This is a genomic window from Larkinella sp. C7 (assembly GCF_006149005.1).
Lineage (GTDB): Bacteria > Bacteroidota > Bacteroidia > Cytophagales > Spirosomataceae > Larkinella.
Genome location: NZ_VBSL01000012.1, coordinates 38,009 through 59,759 on the forward strand (window position 1 = coordinate 38,009; position 21,751 = coordinate 59,759).

Annotated in this window: 27 protein-coding genes; all 27 read left to right on the forward strand. The window is 51.7% G+C overall.

The window, feature by feature from the left end; translation table 11 throughout:
• Window positions 1-180: 180 nt before the first annotated feature.
• Window positions 181-681 (forward strand): hypothetical protein, encoded by a 501-nt coding sequence (locus FH871_RS23860; protein WP_138993946.1) that lies wholly within the window; start codon window positions 181-183, stop codon window positions 679-681.
• A 178-nt stretch (window positions 682-859) separates the two neighbouring features.
• Window positions 860-1,462: a hypothetical protein gene (locus FH871_RS23865; RefSeq protein WP_138993947.1), complete on the forward strand. Its 603-nt coding sequence runs from the start codon at window positions 860-862 to the stop codon at window positions 1,460-1,462.
• 10 nt (window positions 1,463-1,472) lie between these two features.
• The gene (locus FH871_RS23870; protein WP_138993948.1) at window positions 1,473-3,188 is read left to right on the forward strand and encodes a hypothetical protein; all 1,716 of its coding nucleotides are present in this window, start codon (window positions 1,473-1,475) and stop codon (window positions 3,186-3,188) included.
• A gap of 2 nt (window positions 3,189-3,190) precedes the next feature.
• Entirely contained in the window at window positions 3,191-3,700 is a 510-nt protein-coding gene (locus tag FH871_RS23875; protein WP_138993949.1) for a hypothetical protein, read from the forward strand.
• A gap of 1 nt (window position 3,701) precedes the next feature.
• A complete protein-coding gene (locus FH871_RS23880; RefSeq protein WP_171062924.1) occupies window positions 3,702-4,085 on the forward strand; it encodes a DUF1353 domain-containing protein in 384 nt (127 codons plus the stop codon).
• Between the two features lie 60 nt (window positions 4,086-4,145).
• Window positions 4,146-5,036, forward strand: coding sequence for a S49 family peptidase (locus FH871_RS23885; protein WP_138993951.1), 891 nt, complete (start codon window positions 4,146-4,148; stop codon window positions 5,034-5,036).
• Between the two features lie 36 nt (window positions 5,037-5,072).
• Entirely contained in the window at window positions 5,073-5,555 is a 483-nt protein-coding gene (locus FH871_RS23890) for a hypothetical protein (RefSeq protein WP_138993952.1), read from the forward strand.
• Between the two features lie 81 nt (window positions 5,556-5,636).
• Entirely contained in the window at window positions 5,637-6,623 is a 987-nt protein-coding gene (locus tag FH871_RS23895) for a hypothetical protein (protein ID WP_138993953.1), read from the forward strand.
• An 84-nt stretch (window positions 6,624-6,707) separates the two neighbouring features.
• Window positions 6,708-7,376 carry a hypothetical protein gene (locus FH871_RS23900; RefSeq protein ID WP_138993954.1) on the forward strand — a complete coding sequence of 223 codons (669 nt, stop codon included), beginning with the start codon at window positions 6,708-6,710 and terminating at the stop codon, window positions 7,374-7,376.
• Window positions 7,377-7,400: 24 nt separating this feature from the next.
• Window positions 7,401-7,730 carry a hypothetical protein gene (locus FH871_RS33240; RefSeq protein WP_171062925.1) on the forward strand — a complete coding sequence of 110 codons (330 nt, stop codon included), beginning with the start codon at window positions 7,401-7,403 and terminating at the stop codon, window positions 7,728-7,730.
• Window positions 7,731-8,017: 287 nt separating this feature from the next.
• On the forward strand, window positions 8,018-8,251 hold the full coding sequence (locus tag FH871_RS23910; protein ID WP_138993955.1) for a hypothetical protein: 234 nt from the start codon (window positions 8,018-8,020) through the stop codon (window positions 8,249-8,251).
• The gene (locus tag FH871_RS23915) at window positions 8,244-8,900 is read left to right on the forward strand and encodes a hypothetical protein (protein ID WP_138993956.1); all 657 of its coding nucleotides are present in this window, start codon (window positions 8,244-8,246) and stop codon (window positions 8,898-8,900) included. The genes FH871_RS23910 and FH871_RS23915 overlap by 8 nt, the downstream gene beginning before the upstream one ends.
• A gap of 75 nt (window positions 8,901-8,975) precedes the next feature.
• Window positions 8,976-9,464 (forward strand): hypothetical protein, encoded by a 489-nt coding sequence (locus tag FH871_RS23920; RefSeq protein ID WP_138993957.1) that lies wholly within the window; start codon window positions 8,976-8,978, stop codon window positions 9,462-9,464.
• Window positions 9,457-10,134, forward strand: a complete 678-nt coding sequence (locus FH871_RS23925) for a hypothetical protein (protein ID WP_138993958.1) — start codon at window positions 9,457-9,459, stop codon at window positions 10,132-10,134. The genes FH871_RS23920 and FH871_RS23925 overlap by 8 nt, the downstream gene beginning before the upstream one ends.
• A gap of 169 nt (window positions 10,135-10,303) precedes the next feature.
• Entirely contained in the window at window positions 10,304-10,831 is a 528-nt protein-coding gene (locus FH871_RS23930) for a hypothetical protein (RefSeq protein WP_138993959.1), read from the forward strand.
• The gene (locus FH871_RS23935; RefSeq protein ID WP_138993960.1) at window positions 10,824-12,389 is read left to right on the forward strand and encodes a hypothetical protein; all 1,566 of its coding nucleotides are present in this window, start codon (window positions 10,824-10,826) and stop codon (window positions 12,387-12,389) included. Before FH871_RS23930 ends, FH871_RS23935 begins: the two co-directional genes overlap by 8 nt.
• A 297-nt stretch (window positions 12,390-12,686) precedes the next feature.
• Window positions 12,687-12,995 (forward strand): hypothetical protein, encoded by a 309-nt coding sequence (locus FH871_RS23940; protein ID WP_138993961.1) that lies wholly within the window; start codon window positions 12,687-12,689, stop codon window positions 12,993-12,995.
• A gap of 1 nt (window position 12,996) precedes the next feature.
• Window positions 12,997-14,319, forward strand: coding sequence for a hypothetical protein (locus tag FH871_RS23945; protein ID WP_138993962.1), 1,323 nt, complete (start codon window positions 12,997-12,999; stop codon window positions 14,317-14,319).
• Complete coding sequence (locus FH871_RS23950; RefSeq protein ID WP_138993963.1) at window positions 14,309-15,292, forward strand: DUF6712 family protein; 984 nt, start codon at window positions 14,309-14,311, stop codon at window positions 15,290-15,292. The genes FH871_RS23945 and FH871_RS23950 overlap by 11 nt, the downstream gene beginning before the upstream one ends.
• A gap of 33 nt (window positions 15,293-15,325) precedes the next feature.
• Window positions 15,326-16,102, forward strand: a complete 777-nt coding sequence (locus FH871_RS23955; protein ID WP_138993964.1) for a hypothetical protein — start codon at window positions 15,326-15,328, stop codon at window positions 16,100-16,102.
• The gene (locus FH871_RS23960) at window positions 16,021-16,665 is read left to right on the forward strand and encodes a hypothetical protein (RefSeq protein WP_138993965.1); all 645 of its coding nucleotides are present in this window, start codon (window positions 16,021-16,023) and stop codon (window positions 16,663-16,665) included. Before FH871_RS23955 ends, FH871_RS23960 begins: the two co-directional genes overlap by 82 nt.
• Complete coding sequence (locus FH871_RS33245) at window positions 16,662-16,811, forward strand: hypothetical protein (RefSeq protein WP_171062926.1); 150 nt, start codon at window positions 16,662-16,664, stop codon at window positions 16,809-16,811. The genes FH871_RS23960 and FH871_RS33245 overlap by 4 nt, the downstream gene beginning before the upstream one ends.
• A complete protein-coding gene (locus FH871_RS23965) occupies window positions 16,792-17,637 on the forward strand; it encodes a hypothetical protein (RefSeq protein WP_138993966.1) in 846 nt (281 codons plus the stop codon). The genes FH871_RS33245 and FH871_RS23965 overlap by 20 nt, the downstream gene beginning before the upstream one ends.
• A gap of 104 nt (window positions 17,638-17,741) precedes the next feature.
• Window positions 17,742-18,347, forward strand: a complete 606-nt coding sequence (locus FH871_RS23970; protein ID WP_138993967.1) for a hypothetical protein — start codon at window positions 17,742-17,744, stop codon at window positions 18,345-18,347.
• Between the two features lie 96 nt (window positions 18,348-18,443).
• Window positions 18,444-18,914 (forward strand): hypothetical protein, encoded by a 471-nt coding sequence (locus tag FH871_RS23975; RefSeq protein ID WP_138993968.1) that lies wholly within the window; start codon window positions 18,444-18,446, stop codon window positions 18,912-18,914.
• Window positions 18,911-20,938 carry a DUF5977 domain-containing protein gene (locus FH871_RS23980; RefSeq protein WP_138993969.1) on the forward strand — a complete coding sequence of 676 codons (2,028 nt, stop codon included), beginning with the start codon at window positions 18,911-18,913 and terminating at the stop codon, window positions 20,936-20,938. The genes FH871_RS23975 and FH871_RS23980 overlap by 4 nt, the downstream gene beginning before the upstream one ends.
• Window positions 20,935-21,453, forward strand: a complete 519-nt coding sequence (locus FH871_RS23985) for a hypothetical protein (protein WP_138993970.1) — start codon at window positions 20,935-20,937, stop codon at window positions 21,451-21,453. The genes FH871_RS23980 and FH871_RS23985 overlap by 4 nt, the downstream gene beginning before the upstream one ends.
• Window positions 21,454-21,751: the final 298 nt, after the last annotated feature.

The following is a 21,751-nucleotide window of genomic DNA, read 5'->3' on the forward strand; positions in this document are numbered from 1 at the left end:
ACTAGATGCTGAAATTGTCAACAAATAACCGTCTGATTACTTGAGGGTTAAGACAAATTTTTGTATCTTAAAGGAATGAAAAACGCCCGGTGGGACGGGCGTTTTCGAGTGCTATTCTGTTGGGCAACAGATGGATAGTTGATGTGTAAAGATACATCAACTTTTTCCAATCTGTCAACTATGACGTTCGCCGTACCTGTTAAGCCGTACATCAAAGAGTTTTTTCAGAATTCGGACGTATTTGGGCCGGAACCGATCATGGTTCGGCGAAACTCGCGGCTGGGCGAAATCATGGCCGCCGTGTTCTCCCATTATCCGCTTCAGGATATTGATTTGGAGGAGCTTGCCCCCACGGATGTGCTGGACCCGGCCAAACTGCATTTTGCCTTGTCGTTCCCGATTCAACCTTGCCTTTTGACGGATTCCCGACTGAACCAGTTGGGCAAAGTGCTGGAAGTGATCTTTGAATTTTACGCCATCGCCTTCGTCAAGGGCCGCATGGATGTTTTCCCCTCGCTGAACGGAGCCGCCGAACGGTTTACCGAAAAACACCAGATTAACGTAGAGTCCTACACACCTGATGCGGTGCGGAAGCTGGTGGACCGGAGCCGGTCGAAGGTCGATCCGTTCTATACCAAGCTTTCGGTTCGGGAAAAAACAAACCTGTCCAAAGTTGGCTGAAACCTGTCCAGTTTCGGTAAAAAGCTGTCCAATTTCGGGCGTTTTTGTCCAACGATTTTTGCGCTAAAAATTTGCTGCATGACCGGCCGGATGGTGACCGGTTTTGGCATACAGCCCGACACCCGGGCAGGGTTTTTACGTCCAAGTGAATTCGGCCCGGGCGGTGTAGTTTTCCTTCATGGTTTTCGACTCTCTGAATTTGATTCCGGACGTGCTGATTCCGGTGCAACAGCCCAACGCCGGGGGGATTGCCCGGCTGCGGCTGGTTCCGGCCGATCACCTGACGCTGGTACGGCCCGAACGGTTTCCGCGCCCGGGCCTGCACGGGTATGCGGATTATACCCTGTCGGACCAGCACTTTGTTTTCCACCCGGGGGCGTCGCTGGTCGACGTCGATGTGATGCCGGACTATGCCAGTTTTACGGAAGAAAGCCAGGCAGAAGCCAACGGCGGTTTTTACGTGCCGACCATTCAGGTGGTGATTCCGAAGGTGCGGCCGGATGTGACGATCTGGCTACAGCGTTACCGGCTGGTGAAGTGGGTGGCATTGATCCGGGACCGGAACGGCCTGTGCCGGTGCGTCGGGACGCCCGAACAACCGCTTTCGATGGCCGTCAGCCAGGCAACCGGCAACGGCCAGAACGGACGGAGCCAAACAGCCCTGACGTTTTCAACATCGGTAGAACAACCAGCCTATTATGTAACCGGCATTGAAAACGAAGACCTGTTTGCCGCCATGCCTGATTTTGACGAATCCTTCAGCTTTGATTTCAACTCCTAATTTTTTAGACATGGCAATTGATACCAATGCGATTAAGGCGATGATCGACGCCGGAATTATCAGTGCACCGCCTGCGCGGGTGAACAATGTGGCAACGGTGCGGGCGTTTCTGAAAGCCTTTGTGGACCTGTTGGCCGCCCAGGACTATACGCCGTCGCACAACTGGAACGGAACCCAACTCCGCTTTACGCTCCCGAATGGGGTTAACGGTGCATACGTCGATCTGAGGGGGGCAACCGGCGCACAGGGGCCAAAGGGTGACCCGGGGACGTTGACAAACAGTGCAATTCCGGCCCGAACGACCCCCATCAATCAGCCTCTAGACAAAATTGTCGTGCAACGAGCTGATGGCGTACTGGAAAAGGTGACCCTCTATCAACTGGCCGGGGGCACGCCCCTGGTGACGGGCAATCTGGTGGCCAATGGCAACGGCGAATTCGGCGATACGAGCAACATGCTGCCCGACAACCCCGCCAAACTCAGCTTCGACCCCACCCAGATTTCCCTGGCCGGTGGCAAAGGAGCCTTCCGATGGACCGGTGCACAAGGTAGTTTGCTGACCGTCGATAAGATTGCCGTCAATCTATTGCGTCGCCTGCGGATTTCGGTCGTGGCCCGCACCGGCGATGCCAATGGCGCTAATTACGATGCCAATGCCCGAACTTATTTTGGACTGCAATGCCTGGATGCTGACGGCCTCTCCATCGCTCCGCACAATTTCGCCAAAGTTAGTGGGGCGGCCTTGACCACGCTGGCCACGGCGCTGAATCCGGGTGACACGACCCTAACGCTAACCAGTGCTGCGGGTTGGTACAATGGCTCGAATGCGGCTTCGCGGGGCTTTGCCTGGTATCCGTATGTGAATGCTCAGGGCCAGGTCTTTCCCGACTACGGGTATTCCCGCAACAACACCTTCGACAAAGGGCTCAGTGGCGGAGCCTGGGCCGCTGGCGGCATTGCAGGCAATGTGATCACCTTGTCGGTACCCTGGGCCGGACCAGCCCTGGCGGCTGGCACTAAAATCGCCAATGTGTTCTCCGGCGGAACGTTTATGTATTCGTCGGTTTTGAACAATGCCCATGTACCCAATACCTGGACTTCCTATGAAGCCTACGTGCAGGGCGTGAATCCGGGATCGACCGAAGATGGTAGCAACCTGATGTTCCGCCCCGGCACGGCTTTCATCAAGCCCCTGCTGCTGATCAATTACAACAATCCGGCCCTGACGACTACCTTTTATTTTATGATGCTGGACGTGCGGGAGTCGGGCTTCGACCTGGCCACGTTGCTGGCCGGAGCGAACACCTACTCGGGTAATAACACCTTTTCGGGGGCCAATTCATTTTCCGGCGAAACCTCAATCAAGCGCCTGATTGCGTCGGGCAGTGCGCCCAGCATTGCCGCCAATGCGGTCAACTCGACCGGAGCCGGAGCGGGGGCAACGGCCAGCATCGGGGCGGGTTCGACTGACCTGGCCGGTACACTGACGATTGTGACGGGGACAACCCCTGGTACGAATGTGATCTTTGCCACCCTCACGTTTGCCCAGGCGATGGCGGCCGCGCCGAAAGCGGTGATTCTAACAGCCCGAAACAACCAGACGGGCATGAGCATCGGGCGGTTTTTTGTGGGTACCAAATCCACTACAGGCTTTACGCTCAACGCTACCGACTCGGGGCCAGCCGCCAACACCACCTTTCAATTCGACTATATCGTAATTGCTTAACTATGGAAACATCGTTGTTAAAACAGTATGGGTTGCTGGTATCATCAACCGGGGCTATTGTGGGAATTGAATTACCGGTAACAGGAAGTTCGTTACTGGCCGAAGGCACGCAACGGCGCGTTCGGCTGAAACGAATGTCTTTTGATGAAGACCTGGAAATCACGGCGTTATTTGAAATGCGGGTGGTGGATCAGGACGGCAAGGATTTGTTTGACTTCTACAATCAGGATACCACTCTTCCCCCTATGGTGACCCGGGAACGCCTGTCGCGGGTACAGCCAATTGAGATTCCGCGAACGACCCGGGGTTCCTTCCGGGATGCGAAGACGGGGGAACTGGTTTCCTCCGACGCGTTGAACGCCATTCCGGAAGTACAATTTTTCCAGTCTATGGCACTGGTGCATCTGAAAGCCCAGGGATTGCCGTTGACGGGCAAGGAACCTTACCTGGTCGTGGTGTATTTAATGCTGGCCAACATCATCCGCGAAAAAGATGCCCGGAGCGAGTTCTGAAATGGAAAATCAGGTCGTCGTACGCTACCGGGAGGAAGATCCCGACAAGCCGGATCGGTGGATGGTGATGGAGCCGATCCGGTATCAAACCGCCATCGGAGAAGTAACCATTCCGAGGGGCTATGTTACCGATTTTGCCAGTGTCCCCGTGTGGTTATGGGGATTATTTCCGCCGATTGGGCGGCACAACCGGGCAAGTCTGTTGCACGACTTTTGGTATGACAACCGGTTGGGAGAAAATGACTTTGGAATGGAGAACGCCCGGTTGCTGGCCGACCGGGAATTCTGGTTCAGGCTCAACGAAGCCGAACCAAACCGCAAGTTTCGAAACCGGTTGATGTACCTGGCTTGCCGGTGGTTCGGACGGCAATGGTGGGTTGAATAGTGTCCTATTTGCTTCTTACAAGGTCCAGTATCGTTGCAGCATCTTATTAAACCTGCTCCGATGCTGGACCAACTTATTTCTACTGTTTGGGCGCTGCACCCTACGTTTCATGACCGAATGGCGGCAATTGCCGTTCGTCGGATTCAACAGGGATTACCCCCGTTTGAAGTCAGCCAGGACAAAAAAAAGCCGTATGTAGTCGGCTTCGAAGATGATGAAGACGGCGTTGAACCGGGCATTGAGATCGGGGCGGCTTCCTACGGCTACAGTCGTTTGGTGAAAGCAGAAACCGAATCGGGGAGTGTGGTGGTGTTGCCGATGATCGGGGCCATCACGCGCTACGGTGATTTGTGCAGTTGGGGAGCGGAAGACTACGCGCAATGGATCGTGGAAGCCAATCAGGATAAGGCTGTGTCGGCTATTGTGCTGGAAATGAACGGTCCGGGCGGTTCGGTGGACGGTATCGAAATGCTCGGGGAAGTTGTTCGTTCGTCCGAAAAACCCATCATTGCGTACGTGGCCGGGTGGGCCGCGTCGGCCCATTTCTGGATTGCCAGCCAGGCCCGGGGCATTATGCTCGAATCGAACACCACTACTTCCGTGGGTAGTATCGGGGTGTTGGCGGTTCACGTCGACGCGTCGAAATTCTACGAAAAAGAAGGCTTCAAAGTAACCATCATCCGATCCGACGGCAGCGATGACAAAGCCCGCTTCAACGATGTCGAACCGCTGACCGACGACCTGTTGGCCGAAATCAAAGCCGAGTTGCAGCCGATCAAAGAAACTTTCATTGCCAAAGTAAAAGCCGGACGACCCGGCGTTGATGCGTCAGTTTTCAGCGGCAAAATGTATCCGGGCGGGGAAGCGATAAACCTGAAGTTAGCCGACCGGATCGGCTACTTGGCCGATTCTATTGCCTGGGCGAACGAACTAGCGCAAAAAGTCGCCTAAATATTTCACTGTATTCACTTTCAATTACTTATAGCCATGAAAAAAGTCCAAATCAGTATCCGGGATTTGTTCCGTAGCAAAGCGTCGGAAGAAAAAAAGACGGAGCAAACCACCACGACCCAAACCGAAGAAGCGACCGAATCCACGTCGGCAGAATCCACGGCCGATGATGAATCCGACGCTGACGAATCGGAATCCGAATCCACGGCGGTCGACGAAACGGAAGAAACGACCACGGAGGGCGAAACGACATCCGCCGAAGCCATGGCCGACAAAGGCCAGGTGCAGGTAAAAGAAATGAGCCTGACGGCGTACAACCAACTCGTGGCCGGTGCCAAAGCCTGGAACGAAAACAAAGACCGTTTTGCGGCTCTATTGAAGTGGGAAGCCGCCATCAAAAGCGTCGGCGGGAAGGGTGCGGCTGTGGATCAGAACACGCAAAACGGCAAAACCAAGCCGGGTGTACTGGATCAGCCCTGGAACCGGGCCGCGATGAAAGCCGCCGGGAAAGCGGAATAATCGTCCTACGGTTTACGGCCCGGATCGGCAACCTTCAACGTCTCAAACAAAGCTTTTTTCCAATCAATCAACTCTCATTGTATGAGCGCACTTAATCTTACTGCGTTGGCCGCTTCGTTGGAAACCTACGCCCGCGACAACCAGGAACACATTTTTACCCGGGCGCTGATTCCGGGCCTGGAAGGCGTCGAAGGTTCGCCGATCGTGCCGATTGCCGAATACATGACTATGATGCAGGCCACGGACGAAGTGGTGCTGACCAACCTGGAAGTGGGCGACGTGTTGCAGCCGGGCGGCAAAGACACCTTCAACCCCACGGCCAACGCCGTCAACTTCAAACCGCGAATCGGCAAGGTTCGGCAAGCCAAAGTGGATTTGCAGTTCCTGCACACGAAAATTGTAGCCCTGTACAAGTCGTACATGGGTCAGGTTCGGGCCAAAAGGATTGATCCCGAGCAAATTCCGTTTGAAGAGTACATCACCGCCCGGCTATTGGCCCGGGTTCAGGAAAACATCCGGGTCAAAACCCTGTATAACGGGGTGTACAATGCCGCCGGATCGAGTCCGCTGGATGTGAATGACGGCTTAAAAACCCAACTCCTGGCCGCCATTGCCGGGGGGGATGTGCCGGCCGGAAACATCATCGACACGGCGGTGTTGTCGGCGACCAACGCGGTGGGTGAACTCGAAAAAATCATTGCTGGAATTCCCGACGCGGAGTTCTACGCCGGTGATCTGATTTGCGTATGCAGCCGGACGGTGAAGGATTTCTACGAGAAAGATTACCGGACCCGCTACGGTTCGTTGCCCTACAACCAAAGCCAGTTGAAACCCAACATTGTGGGAACCGACATTCCGTTCGTGGTGGAGCCTGGTTTGTCGGGCTTCAACCGGCCGATTTTCACGGTTCGGGGTAACCTGGTGTATCTGTATGACGACCTGAGCGGAGCGGACACGCTGGCGGTCGATTACAACAAACGGAACCGCGACATAGCCTGGATGATGGATTGCCAGGTGGGGGCCGGTATCGCGGTAGCCGAGCAAATCTGGACGAACGACAACGCGTAAGACTTCCTGCTGCTAACGCCGGGCCTGGGCGAACAGACCCGGCAATTCTTCAATCAATTCATTCAACTTCAACTTTTTCAACTCGTGAAACGAAGCGAAATTTTTAGTTTTCTGCTGGCGGCTCTGGCCTTTGGCATTGGGGTGGTGTTGCCCCACGAAGTTTTTTCCTCGCTGGCATCTGAACCGCTGGTGGTGGTCGGGATGGCAACCGTCAGTTTTGCCAACCTGAATGGAACCAGCTACCAGAAACCCAACCCGGGCGGGACACGAAAGCTGCTGATTGCCCTGTCGAAAGACATCGATGGGGTTTGGCCGAAGCAAGCCGATATTGTGGACGGGGAAATTGCAACCGGACCAACCATGAAGACGGGTAAGAAATGGGCGGAATACCAGTTTCCGGACGGAACGTTTGATATGGGCGACGACGGCGGGGGTGATCCGGGTTTTCAGTCGTTCAAGCATACGATTGAATTCATGATTGCCGGAATGGGGCCGCTGATTCAGAAAGAAATTCTGAAGCACCTGAACGCCGGGTCGGTGGTGATCGGTGAGTTGAATGACAATCAGTATTACGTGGCCGGAACGTCGGACAACCCGCTGTATATCAAGCCAACGGGCAAGATCGGAAAAAAAGGAAACGACAAACGGGGCTACACGCTGAAGGGGGACCAAGACGGTTTTATGTGGCCGCTGACGCCCCTAAAATCAACGGTTGCCACCGCACTGGTGCTCATACCGGAAGAAGGGGTTTAAAAGCAAGGGTTTGTAATCAATCACATGCTGACAAAATACGAATTGGTCAACGTTCCGGACGGGGGCGTTGACCATTTGATTTCCGGCCGCCGGGTTTCGATAACCCCGAATTTGACCGACGAAGAAGCCGACGAATTGATTGCGGTCGGACTGCCTTATTTTCAACCAAAAACACCTTCTCCCGATGGGACGCAAGAAACAAACCCCGACATCAACGCCAACGCCGGAACCGACACAAATGCCGGAGCCGACACCAACACCGGAGCCAAAGCCGGAGCCAACGACAACGCTGGAACCGACACCAACACCGGAACCGACGCCAACGCCGGAACCAGTCGCCGGGCAAAATCCTGAAACACCAATCCCGCCAACGCCGGAGCCGACGCCGGATGATCTGAAACAGCCGGGTGAGCACTTCGATAAAACGGCTAGGATTGCTGATGTTGTGGATGATGTATTCCGGGCCAGACGAGTCCGGCGTAACGCCAAGGCCGAGCTAGACGCGTTACGAGCGGAATCGAAGCGACGGCAGGAAAAAGCCGAAGCTGACGCCGAGCTATCAACCCGGGAGAATCCGAGAGCTTAATCAGTAACCGAAAAAGCCGGGCTTCACGACCCGGCTTTTTCATATTCAGCCAATCATGATCCTTCAGAAACCCGACCTGTTTCCCGATCTGGTTCACTACCTGAAAAACCAGGGCGTTGATCCGGAATGTCTTCAGAACGCCCTGGATTCGTATCTGTGGGATGCGGGTCAGCTTATTCAGGAAGAATACGACTACGACAACAACCCATTGGGCTACATTCAGGCAACCGAGTATAAAGAAGCCGTTTTGCAGTTTCGGGATGTTTTAACCCTTGAAATCGATGACTAACGACGAATTGAGCAGTCAGCGTAAAAAAGCCCGGGCCAATCTGGAATTGCTTCAGATGAAAAAGAGGGCGGGCCTGGTATCGCAAGCGGACATTGACGAAGCGAACCAGATATACCAGGCATTGATAAACTACCAGGCACCGCCGGATGTCGCGACGTCGGACGTGTCGACATCCGGCGGTTCGGCGGTTCCGGCCGCCATGCCGGTTTCGGAATTTACGGCGCTGTTGGAAACGCTGACGGGGGAGAAAGCCGAACTACACAAACAGATGTGTTTGCGCTCGAACCAGTTGGCCCAAATCCCGGATGCGGTCAACGCCAAAGCGCTGGTGGATGAGATTCAGGACTACAAAGCCCGTCGGAACGAAATAGGGGCCAAAATTGCCTTTCTAAAGGCCAACGGGCGGTTGCCTGATGTCGTGGCCGATCCAAGCCCGCAACAGGAGCAAACGGCGTTTATGGAAAGCCTGCCGGGGGATAAATACGAACTGGCCCGGCTGCTGAAGGATTCGATTTTGCCGAACCTGTCGAAAGCCCGGGCAAAGCTGGCCCTATCTGCCAACGAGGTCAAAAAGGTGCATTACGGCCAAAAGGTGGCCCGGCTGGAAGCGGAAGCCGCGTTGGTTCGCGCCAGGATGAACGCACTATAGTTCATTATTTACTTGGATTTTCAATGTATTTTAACTATTTTACTTTTATGAAAAACCAAAAGCTTTATTTAGGAGATGGAAAATACTGTAGAAGACTATATTGATGTAAACGAACGTGTTAAAGAGTTGAATTGTGAGAGGCCTACCACTTTTTGCTTTCTCCCTGAAAATTTCGAAAATGCAAGTTCTATAAATGAATTTGTATACAACGAGAATACTATAACATTTAGAAAACTTTTTAAAAAATTCAATATTAAAGAGGATAAGTTAGAAGACCTATCTTCACAGTTCCGACAAAGAAGATCAAATGATTTATATACCCCAATGATATTTATCGGGTATTCAATTTTGTCTCAAAATCCAGAGTTGATTTCTGAAGGTTTAAATGTACTATCAAATTATATAACAGATTTATTTAAAGGAACTATTGGCAAAAAAGAAGTCACGGTTGAATTCGTTATTGAAAGTAAGACAAAGGAAAATTTTAAGAAAGTTACATTTAAGGGTGATCCTGAAAGTTTAAAATATTTTGATAAAATACTCAAATCTTTTAAAGATGTATAGTCAATATCACGATTTAGGCGACCTTTTTGATAAATACAATGAAGTTGTTAATTCCGCTAATTTAATGGCCTTCTTTACAAGGGATATTAATCTTCAGAAAGGAAACATTGCTTCTCTTTTGGAGTTGATTGAGTACGTTGAGGAATTTAAGCAGGAAAGTATACAAATTGAGAATGAGGAAAAAGCGAATTTCTTATTATGCTTACAGCTTTATGCACGTGCAATAATGACAGAGTTGGAAATGCTTGTTTCCTTGAAGGAAGATAATATATCTGAGGCATGGGATTATTTGGTAAGCGCTCAAAATATTGTTTCATCAACTGTAAGAAACTATCCTTTTCCTACTGATGGTTTTTGTGATCATTTATCCGAATACTCTGCAAGATTTCATCAATATGAAAAATTGTTGTTTCCACAAATTTGGTTTTTGAGCCGAGGTTCAATCGTTAATGAGACCAAATGTTCTATTTGTGAACAATCTTACTCTATTTGTGATCATTTAAAAGGATATGCTTATATGGGTAAACTCTGTTGTGAAATAACAGAAAAAGTTGTGAAACTGGAAGAAATTTCCTTTGTAGAAAACCCAAAGGATAAAAGATGTAGGATGACTCATTTTTCTAGCCAAGGAAATAAATATGACGTTTTGACACTTAGAAAAGTTAGCTAAGTCTTGCTAATTAGAGGTTATTAAAAGAAAGCCCGGGTGGAATCCACCCGGGCTTTTCCATTTTTTGATGTTTAACCACATAACGAAGTGTTAGATGGCCGGGCAAATATCGGCTAAAACGTCCTGGAATCCTGGTCATCCGTCGTGTATGCTTGCCAAAAAGAATCAAATGGCAAAAAAATCGGCGTTGGCGAAGGTCAAGAATAAGCTTCAGCTTGACGAACACAAAATGGATAAGTTCCTGGCGTATTACCACAATGGAACCGTCTTGAGTGACGACGATATGTCCATGCTGGAAAAATACCGGAAAGCCTGGTCGTGGCTCAGTCGGGGCAAGCAATTCGACGTAGTGATTTCGATATTGATGAAGGAATACGGTGTTCAGGAACGGCAAGCCCGGTATATCATCACGGAAGCGACGTTTCTGCATGGCAATACGTCGCAACTCGACAAAGCCGGGAAAAAGGTAGCATCGGCCAACTTTCAGCGGTTGTTGGCGAACCTGGCCATGATTGACAGGCAGTATGAAACCGCGTCCCGCGCCTGGGAGAAGGCTGACCGGATGGAAGGGCTGTTAGACGAAGAAGCCGTTGGGCATGATCCCGAAAACTTCCTGAAGCCGGGAAAATTCGTCTTCATCAATAACGTGAACATCCTGAAACAGAACATTAAACAACAACTCGAAGACGATGAGTAAGGATGTAAAGCAAATCTACGCCAACGCCAAACAGTTGAAGTTTCTTCGGAGTCGGGCAAAGCGGAAAACCTTCATGGGTGGCCGGGGATCGGGTAAAACCACCACGCTGGGCTACACAGTGGGCATGATGTTCGAAAACTTGCCCCGCGCGAAAGTGGTGTTGACAGGCCTGACCTACGTGCAACTGGATTTAATCGTATTGCCAGAACTCAAGAACGCTCTTTCTCGCATGGGCTATGTCGAATACTCGAAAGTGACGCCTTGGGGTGTGTATGTGATCGGCCAGCAACCGCCGGATCAATGGATCAAACCCTATTCCAGTCCGGGGAAACGGGGGTGGCAATACTGCGTCAGTTTCATTAATGGCTTTGTGCTTCAGCTATGCAGCCAGGACCGGCCCGACTCGCAACGCGGGATCAATAACGACGGGATTTTGGCCGACGAATCGGCTACGTTGAATTTTGACTTCATCAAAACGATCCTGTTACCGGCCAAACGCGCCAACCGATACGCGCCGTTTTCGAAGCATTTCTTGCACCTGTGTTTCTTTGATTTCAGTTCCGTGCCCTGGACCACGGAAGGCGGCTGGATATTGCAGACGGAAGAACGTTGGAAGGCCGAACTGGAAGAACGCGCCCGGCTGTCGTACGAAGAAAAGTTGGAACGTCCCCCACAAAATCTTTTCCTGGAAAGTACCTGGGAAGACAATAAAGACGTGTTGCCGGAAGATTATTACCAGGTGCTGGAAGACTCTTTGGACCCGCTGACGCTGGATGTGGAAGTCTGGAACAAACGGATCACCAAGCGCCCGGACGGGTTTTATTTTGCTTTCGTTTCCTCCAAACACTGCTATTATCAGAGCTACGCCTATGAGTACGATGAGAAAACCCGGCTGCATTTGCACGTCTCGAACGACTACCGGGACGATAAGAAGCTGGAAGTATCGTTGGATTTTAACGCGGCAATTTGTTGGCTGGTGATTTGTCAGGAAGTGGGGAAAGAATTCCGGCAAATCAACAGCATCTTCAAAAAACCTACCATCGATAAGCAAACCAGTTTGGTAATCCAGTTGGCTGAAGCCTTTGACCTTTCCTATTCGCACCATAAGGTTAAAGAAGTCGACGTATGGGGTGATCCCTCCGGCCGGGCTAAATCCGCCGGGACCAGTGAAGCTAATAAACCTTTCCTGGAACAATTCTGTGACTACCTGGTGAAGCGGGGATGGCGGGTTAATAAACCCTATCAACGCTTCCAATATCCAGCACATAAGGATAAGTACATCCTAATCAACCACCTATTGGACGAGAGTAGCGACCGCACCCCACGGCTGCGCTTCAATCAGAACTCCAATAAACCGTTCCTGATTGCCCTCCAACAGACCCGAACCATTGACAACTTCAAGAAGGACAAGGGCAGCGAGACACCCAACAACAAGAACCGCGAGTATGCAACCGACGGGACCGACGCCTATGACTACATCGTATGGGGTAAGTACAAGCGGCTGTTGCCGTCCGGTTCGTCACCGGGCTACCGGAACACGCTGATCATTTTGAATTAGCCGACCGGTCCGGGTAAAAATGTTACAGAACCAGTCGTCGGGCCGACAATCGTGATTTTATATTCCTTTTTTTTCAGTGGCAATTGCCATTGGCGGTAAAGGGCGGGCTACCTGATCGTGTTTGATTGGGTAGCTTTTTCGTTTTGTGGCCGACCAATGGGTTGATGATCAATTTAGTAGGTGAAAAAGAGACTGCAAAATGGTTAAAAAAACACCTGTTTGATGGCTGAAAATGTGTCCTACAGTGGGCAAAATGGCGGCTGTAACCTTGCAAACGTCATTGAATAGTCCACCAGCATGGCCAACGGCAAACAAACCATTACCCTCAAAACGGTGCTGCATTCCATTCAGGAAGCCGGGACTGTCTTCAGCCTGAAATTCCGGAAGCTCGACGGGTCGATTTCCTTCAAACCGGAAGTGAAAAAGAACCCCACCGCCGTACGCCCTGAATCGACCGGCGGCACGAAGGATTTGGGGACGATCCGGCGGAACATGAAGGGAGCCGGGGCGCTGTTGCTGTTCGATTGTCGGGAGCGGAAAACGTTCGAAGCCAAAATTGAACTGCTGGTGGAATTCAACGGCATGACCATTTTTCACAACTATTGACATGACGGAAATTCGGAAGCTTTCCCGGAACGTGTACGTCCTGAAAACGCCCGGCGCGGGGGCGCTGGTTACGTTTGGCAACGCGGACACGGCCTATTCGCCCAACGCCAACAATACCCCCAACTCGGGCAGCCGGGGCGATCATGTGCAGTGGGGCGACAAAGACAAGCAATTGGCCACCATGCACCAACTGGCTTGTGAGTCGCCGAATAAATGGCGGCTCATAAAGACACGCCGGGATTTCGTCGTGGGCCGGGGCGTCTACACCCACATGGACGAAACCGCCGGGCCAGGTGCTCCGACGTATTATAAACCGGTGGTGTTTGATGCGTTCGAACGCTGGCGACGGCTGGCCGATTGGGACCGCGCCTGGATCAAAATAGGTTTTCAGTACGGCTTTTCGGGCAACGTCTTTGTGAAGCTGGTGTTCGGAACGGACGGGAAAATTGAACGGATCGATGCCATTGACGCCTTCAAAATCCGGCCGCGCAAGCTGGCCAAAGGGGAAAGCCGAACCACGGCCTATCTGGTGAATCCGAATCAGTTTGGCAGCAAGGCGTTTAAAAAAGACGATACTGAAACGGTTCCGGCCTTCGATCCGGCCCGCCCGGACAATTACCCGGTGTCGATTTTGCATCTGAAAGACGACATTCCGGGTCAGGATAATTTTGGGTTCCCGGAATGGTGGTCGACGGAAGAATGGTCGAAGGTGGCCAACAAGATTCCGAAGTTTCACGATGCGGGTTTAGACAACGGGTACAACATCAAATACCACATTTCGATCCCGGATGATTATTTTCTGGTGGACGGGTTGGACGAACAGGCCCAGGAACAGCGGAAAATTGATACCATCCGGCAGATGGGGGAAACGCTGTCGGGGTTTGAGAATACCGACAAAGCGTTGATAACGTTTCACAAAGTCGACATGGGCGGGAAAGAGCTGGCCGGGGTCCGGATTACGCCCCTGGACAATAAAATGTCCGATGACGCCTACACCAAGCTGTTTAACACGGCCAACGTAGCCCAGGCGTCGGGCCACGGTGTGCTTCCGGCGCTGGCCGGGATCGATACCGGTACCAAGTTGGGCGGCTCGGGCAAGGAACTGGAAGCGGCCGCCAACTACCAGCAAAACTTCCTGACCTACGTCGACCGGTTTATTCTGCTGACACCCCTGCGGATTGCCCAGGCGGTTAACGGCTGGCCGTGGGAAATGCAATTTGACGTACGCAACATCCAGCTTTACAACTACGACACCACACCCCAGGATTCGGGGGCGAATCCGGCTCAATCTGCTACCGAAACCGACGATCAACATGCTGATTAACGACATTGCCGCCTTGAAAAGCCAGATTGGTGGGGTTCAGAAAACAATGAACTGGCCAACCTGGGAACCTTACGTCCGGGGGGCGGAAATCCGCCATATCATTCCCGCCATCGGCGAAGAACTCTACGACGAGTTGACCGCTGTAGTGTCCCCATCGGCTGAACAAAAGAAGCTGTTGGACCGGCTGCGCCCAGCGGTGGCATTTGCCGCTTATCTGGATGCGGTTCCGTACCTGGTGACGGCCACCGGTGACGTCGGAATTGTGATGAATACGCCATCCAACACGGCCAACATTTCCAAATGGATGTACGTCACGCTGGTGAAAGATGCCCAGGCTAAAGCCGATTACTGGATTGAAACCGCCCTGCAATGGCTCGAACTTCATGCCGGGGCGTTCCCGACCTGGACGGCTTCCGCGTCCTACACGATTAACCAGGGCCGGATCATCGCTTCCGCTACCGAATGGAGCCGGGCGTTTCCGGCCGGACGCGGAAGCCGTCGATTGTTTCTGGCGGTTCGGAATTACCTGAACAATTCGGAGGTCGATTTCTTAAAACCGCTGTTGGGTCCGGCCCTGTATACCCATCTGTTAGAAAAGTTGTCGACGGCTCCGCTATCGCTGACGATGCCGGAAACCGAAGTGTTGCGCCTGAGCCGCCTGGCGGTAGCCCATCATGCCTTCGGGGAAGCCATTCCGTTCCTGAACATCAACGAAGACTTCCGGATTGTCTCGGAAACGGACGGGATTGTCAATGAAGACGCACTGGAAACCGGCCGGTTAAACGCCATCCTGCGCGATTGTCAGGACAAAGCTTCCGGGTACGCGGCCGATCTGGTCAAGTATCTGAACGCCAACGCGTCGGAGACGGTTTTGCACGACTACTTCATCTATGAACGTTATCAGCCGCCGGTGGCCGGTCAGCTATCGGGCGGATTTCCCAACGAACCTTCCAATCCCCACTTTGTCTTGTAATCACTTTTCACAAACGCTTCAACTTTCCAACCGATGGTTTCCAAATCCACCACAACGCAACCGGACGCAACGGTGAAACCGCTGCCGACCGCTGCTGACACCCTACAGGCCGAAAAAGACCAACTGGCACAGGACATGCTAAAAATTCAGGCAAGGCAAGCCGACCTGATGCAGAAAGAAGAACTGGCCCGAGAGCAGCGCCGGAATGTGTTATTTGTCGAACTCGACAAGGCCCGCGAAGCCGCGGCCAATTTCAGGCGAGAAGCCCGGGCCACGGCCGATCCGGACGAAAAACGCAACCTGTATGAGTGGGCCGGTGAAGCCGACCGGGAGGTACAGCAACTGGAAGTCGAATTGGGCATTGCTGCCAAAGCCGATGCCGACGAACCGGCGACGGTGTTGCCGTGGATGCAGCGCAACAAGAAGGTGATGGCGCTGCTTCAGGTGCTCGGGGTACTGGCGCTGATTCAGTTCTGCTACGGACAGTTCATGGCCTACAAAGACCAGATTGACGCCATCAACAAAACGTTGCCGTTCGATCAGCACTTGCAGCCCTACGACCTGACGAGCATTCAGAAATTCTTTTATGAACAGTTGGTTGTGTTTACGTCGCTGCCCATCGCCCTGGCGATCCTGTTTCTGGTGGTGCCCTTCGTCGGATTTTACGTCCTGCCATTTCTGAAGTCACGGAAGGATTTTTACAGTGAATTCTACGAAGATTTGACACCATGGCAACGCACCGTTATTTCCACGGCCTTACTGTTGGGCTTGTTATTCTTTCTGGCCATTTCACACACGGTCAAACCGTAAAACCGGCATCGGCCAAACCGCCGGTGGTGGCTCCGGATTTTGCGGACGAATGGGCACTCCGGCTGGCAATCCGGGACACGGCGGCTATGTATGTGGGTGTCAAGGAGCAGACCAACCGGAACGACCATCCGTTGATTACCAAGATCAACCGGGCATTCGGATTGCCAAAAAACGCCTATTACTGTGCGTCCGGTTTGGCCTACTGCTACAAGGTAAACTTCAAAACGAAGTTGCCCTTCAACGGAGCCGGATCGGTGGCGTCCTGGTTTGCCAACCGTCAGCGGTGGGTGTACCGACGCGGGGAACGCGGGAACCAGCGGACGGGCCGCAAACCGCAATTGATGGATGGGGTTAGCCTGTTTAGCTCGCACATTGAAGGGCTGGCGCAACTGCGGTGGGATGCCGACGCTGATTATATTGAAACCATCGGTTTCAACACAACCGCCGGAACCGGGCGTGGCGGTGTATATCGGGTTCGGCGACCCATGAAGGACGTGAAAGCCATCGTGAACCACATAACGCCATATTGGGAATTAATCCACCAGGCCAAGGGAACACCATGATCATTTTTCCGGATTGGGTTGAAACCGGGCTGACGTACCTGTACGATCGGATCATTCTGTTCGGTTCGGTGGCGATGTTGCTGGTTTGTTTTGTGTGCATGGTCCTTTTAAACTGGATACGTCCCGATGAAAACCGTAACGATTGAAAAGAACCGCTATTCCGTTCCTGAGCGTTGGGAAGAATGTACGGAAGAACAGATTCAGCAGTTACTTCCGTTTCAATTGATCGATCTGAAAGAGCAGGAACCGGAATATCGGGGGCTACTGAAATCGCTGGCGCTGGAAGTACTGTTGCCGGTGGTGAAAACAATCCGGAACGTCCTGGACCATGAACCGCTTTGGCGGTTGGGCCAATTGACGCGCTGGATTTGGGAACAGCGGATCAGTCACAAACCCTTTGTGTCGTTTGAGTTTGAAGGCGTCAATTATCTGCTTCCGGATGACAACTACAGCAATACGACCTCCATTGAAATTGCGATGGCAAACATTCACTACATGGCGTATTCGCGGCCCAAAGACCCGGACCCGAATGCCCTGTTGCAACTGGTGGCGACACTGTGCCGCCCGGCCCGCTCCGATCTGAAGCGCTGGCGGAAGTCGGCTGACTGGAACGGTGACGCCCGGGAAGAATACAACACCATTTTGGCCGACGAACGGGCTGACCGCATGAAGGGCTTAAGCCTGGGCGTGGTGATGGGCGTTCTTCAGTACTTCGAAGCCATGAACGCCCGGTTTATGGAGCTATACCCGGAAGTGTACGAAGCAGACCCGAACGCGCCGGATTTACCTCCCTTATACGCCAACGGGGAAGGGCTGGTGACTACCTTCATGGACATTGCCAAAACGGGCGTATTCGGCGATTTCGACAAGGTTTGCAAGCAAAACGGGCATACGGTTTGGCTGTTCATGCGGGACAACAATCTGAAGCTGGCACGGGCCAGACGGCTGGCGGAGACTGAGGCAAATGACTAAGGTAAATTTAAGTAAAAATAACTAATTTTTATTGAACAAATACTGCGTATTTTCTGTATGTATATTGATGGTTTTTTTATTCACATCTTATATAACTTACAATTATGGCAGCACCAATTTATACTATTGAAAAAAGATTAAATGAATTTATGGAACAGGGGATTACGTTCGGCCCCTTAGATTTTACGATTACAGGAGTAATCAAAGCACACAATTCATATCCTGGTGCTTCTATCGGAACCTGGAACGGAGGAGAAGCTTATAATGGTGTGACATGTTTTATGCCACAGTTTGCGATTAAATTTTGGGATGGAGAAGGTACTATTGGTTATAAAGAAGGTATAGTACACGTTTTTTTGGAACTCATCCCAAACCAGGACACCATCGGTCCGGAAGATTTACAAGCTACGTTTAACCAGCTACTCGAATCGCTTCCAAATGAAGGGGTTAATTATACACGGCACACCCCAAAAATGATAATTTCGGAGGAACAGGCTGAAAGAATAGTTAATGGGGAAGTTGATGACCTAGCTGGAGGAGCCATTGTTTTAGAACAAATGACATCTTTTTTTGAACAATGGTTAAGATATGGTTTCGAAGTACAAGTGATTGACGATCGGGGACAACGATTGGGGAATTTGTTATTAAAAAATAATAACCTGGTTTATTTGACAATTTTGGAAGCATATCAGCTATATATCTCAAAATAATATTTTAGAAAGCCCGGAGAATTCGAATTCCGGGCTTTTTTGTGTCCTGTTCATTGCAAATCTACTGGCTTACCTTCCGATCAAAAAGAAGAAGCCATGATGTTATCCGGTGATTTGCAAACCTTCATTCAGTACTTCCGGCAGTGGGCGACCGCTCACCCCGACGTTAAATTCTTCCTGTTCGGGTCGGTGGAAAAGGGAATGTCCTTTGCCCGGAGCCTGCCCGAATTCGACTATCCGTTTATCTGGCTGGAAGAACCGGTTATCGTGACGGTGGACAACGATGCGGCCCACGTTAATGACCGCTTCCGGGTCGGCATTTCGGCGCTGGCGCAAGCGCCCCTGGACGACAACGACGCCCAGATTGAAGCCTACGCCCGGGGACCAAGCATCATGACCGACCTGCAACTGAAGCTTCGGCAGGACCGGCGCAAAGCCATTATTCATTGTGAACTGAACGGCCAGCGGAAAGAACCGGTGTCGCAACTCTGGGCCGATGGCCACTTCGGTTTTCGGCTCGAATTTGAATTTGACATGAACATTAACGCCACCGTCTACCAACCATGATTTATTTCCCGCTGAAGCTGGCGTTGAATCCCATCGTGATCAACATCGAAGCCGCCGACCCCTTGCTACCCGACCGGGCCGGGCTGCAATACTTTCTGAAAATCATGATACCGGAATTCTTTCTTTCCAACAACTTCAAGGAACTGGTGACGCTCGAAGCCAGTGAGATTCCGCCCGAAGTGATGAGCCAGGGGACCATCTACCGGGGGGCGTATTTCGAACTGGAAGAACAGTTGGAAGGATTGTTGACCCGCACCGCCCCCGAGTTTGGGCAAACCGGGATTCGGGCGTGTGATGGGCTGGTGAGTCCGTTCTACCTGGAAGCCTGGATTGAAGACAATGGCGAATCCATATATATGAAGACGTTACCGGTCGATCATGTCATCAAAGCCGGGATCGACGAAATCAATTTTGCCGAGTATAAAGACCATTTCTTTACCAAATTTGTGGGGGAAGGCAAGCGGTTTTTGACCTGGGCAAGTAATGACAAACGGGTTCACGTCGACCAACCCGAGTTTCTGTACTGGCTGACGAACGGTTCGCCAATCCCGACGCAATTGAATTTGCGGTGTCGGGTGGAATTTGCCGATCAGACCAACGAGCTATTCACAGCGGCCAAGCTCGACACGGTTTCGGCCATGACAGTGTATTCGCTGGCGGTGGGGTATAAGGCCCTGGGATTGGAGGAAAAGGAAAATCAGGTGATTGGGTGGCGGGTCTGGCTGGAAGACCAGGCCGGAACCCGGCTGACGGAAATCCGGAGCTACTGGCTCGATCAGGATTACCGGCGGCAAGTGCGGTTTATTCTGTTCGCTAATAGCCTGGGCGGGTTCGATACGCTGTATCTGACGGGTAGGGGCGAAGAAAGCGTGAAGGTGGTCCGGTCGATTTCTGACCGTTACCCGGATTACAGTTATTTGCCTTCCTACGCCGAAACCGTCATCAATGCCACAACCGGGGAACGCCAATTGACGGTATCGACGGGCTGGCTGACGAAAGAAAGCCGGGAGTACCTTCAGGAATTACTATTAAGCAAGGAAGTCTACTATGTATCCGAGCGGGCCTTTTTGCCGCTGATTCCGGCGTTTGACGAATTCCGGCCGCTGGTCGATGATGAAGATTTGATTGGGCGGCAACTCTCATTCCGGTTTACCAACCCCAAACGCAACTTTTCGCGGCTCCCCATCCTGACGGGCGTGACGCCCAGGGGTACGGCCTGGCGCCCAAAGGCCACATCCTGTTTACTCGACGGCAACGGCAAGCGGACGGGAAAAATGGCGGCTGCGTTGCTGGAAAAATACTACCTGGATGACGGCAGCCGGGTAGCCGAAGCGCCCATCAAACCGAACATTCCGGGTACGGAAGGCTACATCCCGCCAATGATTTCGCCTTTGTGTGCCGTCACGCCATACCTGAATACGGAAATCAGCCGTCAGGGAACGTTCACAAAGCAGGGATGCCCATCGGGTCAGGTGGGTGGAACGGCCCTGATTGTGATTCCGGCCGAAACCTACGGCAGCGAGATCAGCCAGGCCGACGCCCAGGCGAAGGCGGAAGCCGCCTGGCAAGCCCTGAACACGCAGGCATACGCCAACAGCAACGGCGCTTGTGAGATTTCGCCCGAACTGTATATGGTTTCGGTTCCGGCCGGTCATTTCCACTACCGGACGTCCGATCAGATGAGCGTTTCGATTCAGTACGGATCACCCTCGGAAGCCAGCATGGGCAATGCGTGGTCGGTGCAGGGTGGGGGCGGCTCCTATGTATTTCCGCAATTCAGCAATGGGTTGAATTTTCCGGTTGCCGTGATGTACTATGATTTCTGGACACTCTGGATTTCGGGACCGAAAAACACCCAACGCCGGGTCAAGATTTACAACAATGGCGTGTTGAAGATCAATAAGGTGATTACCCTAAACGGAGAAGGTACCGAACTGGTAAACGTATTTTGGCTCAATAACACCACGCCGGTGTTTGTTCCGGCCAGCGGTGACAAACTGTATATTTCCCTCGAAAACCTATGACAGACTTTTTTGAATCCTTCGAAGAAGACGCGGCCGAGATTGCCCGGGAAGGCATCGAAGCGTTTCGGCGGGCCATTGAACGCTACGGGCTGACGCTGACGGAAGACCTGAAACGGGACTTTCAATATCACGTCATCCGTTCGGCCACACAATTGATTTTAGAATTTGATTTCCGGCAATACGGCCGGTTTAAGGATATGGCCATGCTGCGGTATGCGTCGCACATGCCGCCGGTGGAAGCGATGGAATTCTTTGTCGATAAAGTGGGGCTGGATCAGTTCGCCTACGTCGATGGCTACAAGGGAAAGCAGGTTCCCACGGTGAAGAACGCAACGGCCCGGATTGCCTGGGCCATTGCAATGGGCCGAAGGCGGGTTCCGAGCGTCGCCCGGGGCTACCGGGGAACCTGGTATAACAGTACTAAGGTGGAGATTATCAATTCGGCTAAAAATCGAATCCATAAGAGAATTTCAGAGTTTAGCATGGTATCATTAAAAAGCTCAATTAACTTTTGACAAAACGAAGTAAAAAGTAAATAATACTAGAGTTTATCCAGTGATAATGGAAAAAACATATGAGTAACAAAATAACACCCAACGGAGGGCTGTCGCCTGTAAGGTAATTAATAGGAAATATAACTCTTTCCTTGGTCGAAGAAATTCAATATGATAAATGCTTTTTAAAAAATTGGAAAATTTTCCAATTTTTTAAAAAGCATTTATCATATTTATAAAGAAAATCATCATCTAAAATATTAATAATTCCAAGTAATTAAATATGTATATATTAATTTTATTTCATAATTAACTCTAA

What these genes read in the sequence shown, in the direction of transcription:
- FH871_RS23860 (WP_138993946.1), top strand. Translation starts at nt 181, where the DNA reads ATGACGTTCGCCGTACCTGTTAAGCCGTACATCAAAGAGTTTTTTCAG.
- FH871_RS23865 (WP_138993947.1), top strand. Translation starts at nt 860, where the DNA reads ATGGTTTTCGACTCTCTGAATTTGATTCCGGACGTGCTGATTCCGGTG.
- FH871_RS23870 (WP_138993948.1), top strand. Translation starts at nt 1,473, where the DNA reads ATGGCAATTGATACCAATGCGATTAAGGCGATGATCGACGCCGGAATT.
- FH871_RS23875 (WP_138993949.1), top strand. Translation starts at nt 3,191, where the DNA reads ATGGAAACATCGTTGTTAAAACAGTATGGGTTGCTGGTATCATCAACC.
- FH871_RS23880 (WP_171062924.1), top strand. Translation starts at nt 3,702, where the DNA reads ATGGAAAATCAGGTCGTCGTACGCTACCGGGAGGAAGATCCCGACAAG.
- FH871_RS23885 (WP_138993951.1), top strand. Translation starts at nt 4,146, where the DNA reads ATGCTGGACCAACTTATTTCTACTGTTTGGGCGCTGCACCCTACGTTT.
- FH871_RS23890 (WP_138993952.1), top strand. Translation starts at nt 5,073, where the DNA reads ATGAAAAAAGTCCAAATCAGTATCCGGGATTTGTTCCGTAGCAAAGCG.
- FH871_RS23895 (WP_138993953.1), top strand. Translation starts at nt 5,637, where the DNA reads ATGAGCGCACTTAATCTTACTGCGTTGGCCGCTTCGTTGGAAACCTAC.
- FH871_RS33240 (WP_171062925.1), top strand. Translation starts at nt 7,401, where the DNA reads ATGCTGACAAAATACGAATTGGTCAACGTTCCGGACGGGGGCGTTGAC.
- FH871_RS23910 (WP_138993955.1), top strand. Translation starts at nt 8,018, where the DNA reads ATGATCCTTCAGAAACCCGACCTGTTTCCCGATCTGGTTCACTACCTG.
- FH871_RS23915 (WP_138993956.1), top strand. Translation starts at nt 8,244, where the DNA reads ATGACTAACGACGAATTGAGCAGTCAGCGTAAAAAAGCCCGGGCCAAT.
- FH871_RS23920 (WP_138993957.1), top strand. Translation starts at nt 8,976, where the DNA reads ATGGAAAATACTGTAGAAGACTATATTGATGTAAACGAACGTGTTAAA.
- FH871_RS23925 (WP_138993958.1), top strand. Translation starts at nt 9,457, where the DNA reads ATGTATAGTCAATATCACGATTTAGGCGACCTTTTTGATAAATACAAT.
- FH871_RS23930 (WP_138993959.1), top strand. Translation starts at nt 10,304, where the DNA reads ATGGCAAAAAAATCGGCGTTGGCGAAGGTCAAGAATAAGCTTCAGCTT.
- FH871_RS23935 (WP_138993960.1), top strand. Translation starts at nt 10,824, where the DNA reads ATGAGTAAGGATGTAAAGCAAATCTACGCCAACGCCAAACAGTTGAAG.
- FH871_RS23940 (WP_138993961.1), top strand. Translation starts at nt 12,687, where the DNA reads ATGGCCAACGGCAAACAAACCATTACCCTCAAAACGGTGCTGCATTCC.
- FH871_RS23945 (WP_138993962.1), top strand. Translation starts at nt 12,997, where the DNA reads ATGACGGAAATTCGGAAGCTTTCCCGGAACGTGTACGTCCTGAAAACG.
- FH871_RS23950 (WP_138993963.1), top strand. Translation starts at nt 14,309, where the DNA reads ATGCTGATTAACGACATTGCCGCCTTGAAAAGCCAGATTGGTGGGGTT.
- FH871_RS23955 (WP_138993964.1), top strand. Translation starts at nt 15,326, where the DNA reads ATGGTTTCCAAATCCACCACAACGCAACCGGACGCAACGGTGAAACCG.
- FH871_RS23960 (WP_138993965.1), top strand. Translation starts at nt 16,021, where the DNA reads ATGGCAACGCACCGTTATTTCCACGGCCTTACTGTTGGGCTTGTTATT.
- FH871_RS33245 (WP_171062926.1), top strand. Translation starts at nt 16,662, where the DNA reads ATGATCATTTTTCCGGATTGGGTTGAAACCGGGCTGACGTACCTGTAC.
- FH871_RS23965 (WP_138993966.1), top strand. Translation starts at nt 16,792, where the DNA reads ATGAAAACCGTAACGATTGAAAAGAACCGCTATTCCGTTCCTGAGCGT.
- FH871_RS23970 (WP_138993967.1), top strand. Translation starts at nt 17,742, where the DNA reads ATGGCAGCACCAATTTATACTATTGAAAAAAGATTAAATGAATTTATG.
- FH871_RS23975 (WP_138993968.1), top strand. Translation starts at nt 18,444, where the DNA reads ATGATGTTATCCGGTGATTTGCAAACCTTCATTCAGTACTTCCGGCAG.
- FH871_RS23980 (WP_138993969.1), top strand. Translation starts at nt 18,911, where the DNA reads ATGATTTATTTCCCGCTGAAGCTGGCGTTGAATCCCATCGTGATCAAC.
- FH871_RS23985 (WP_138993970.1), top strand. Translation starts at nt 20,935, where the DNA reads ATGACAGACTTTTTTGAATCCTTCGAAGAAGACGCGGCCGAGATTGCC.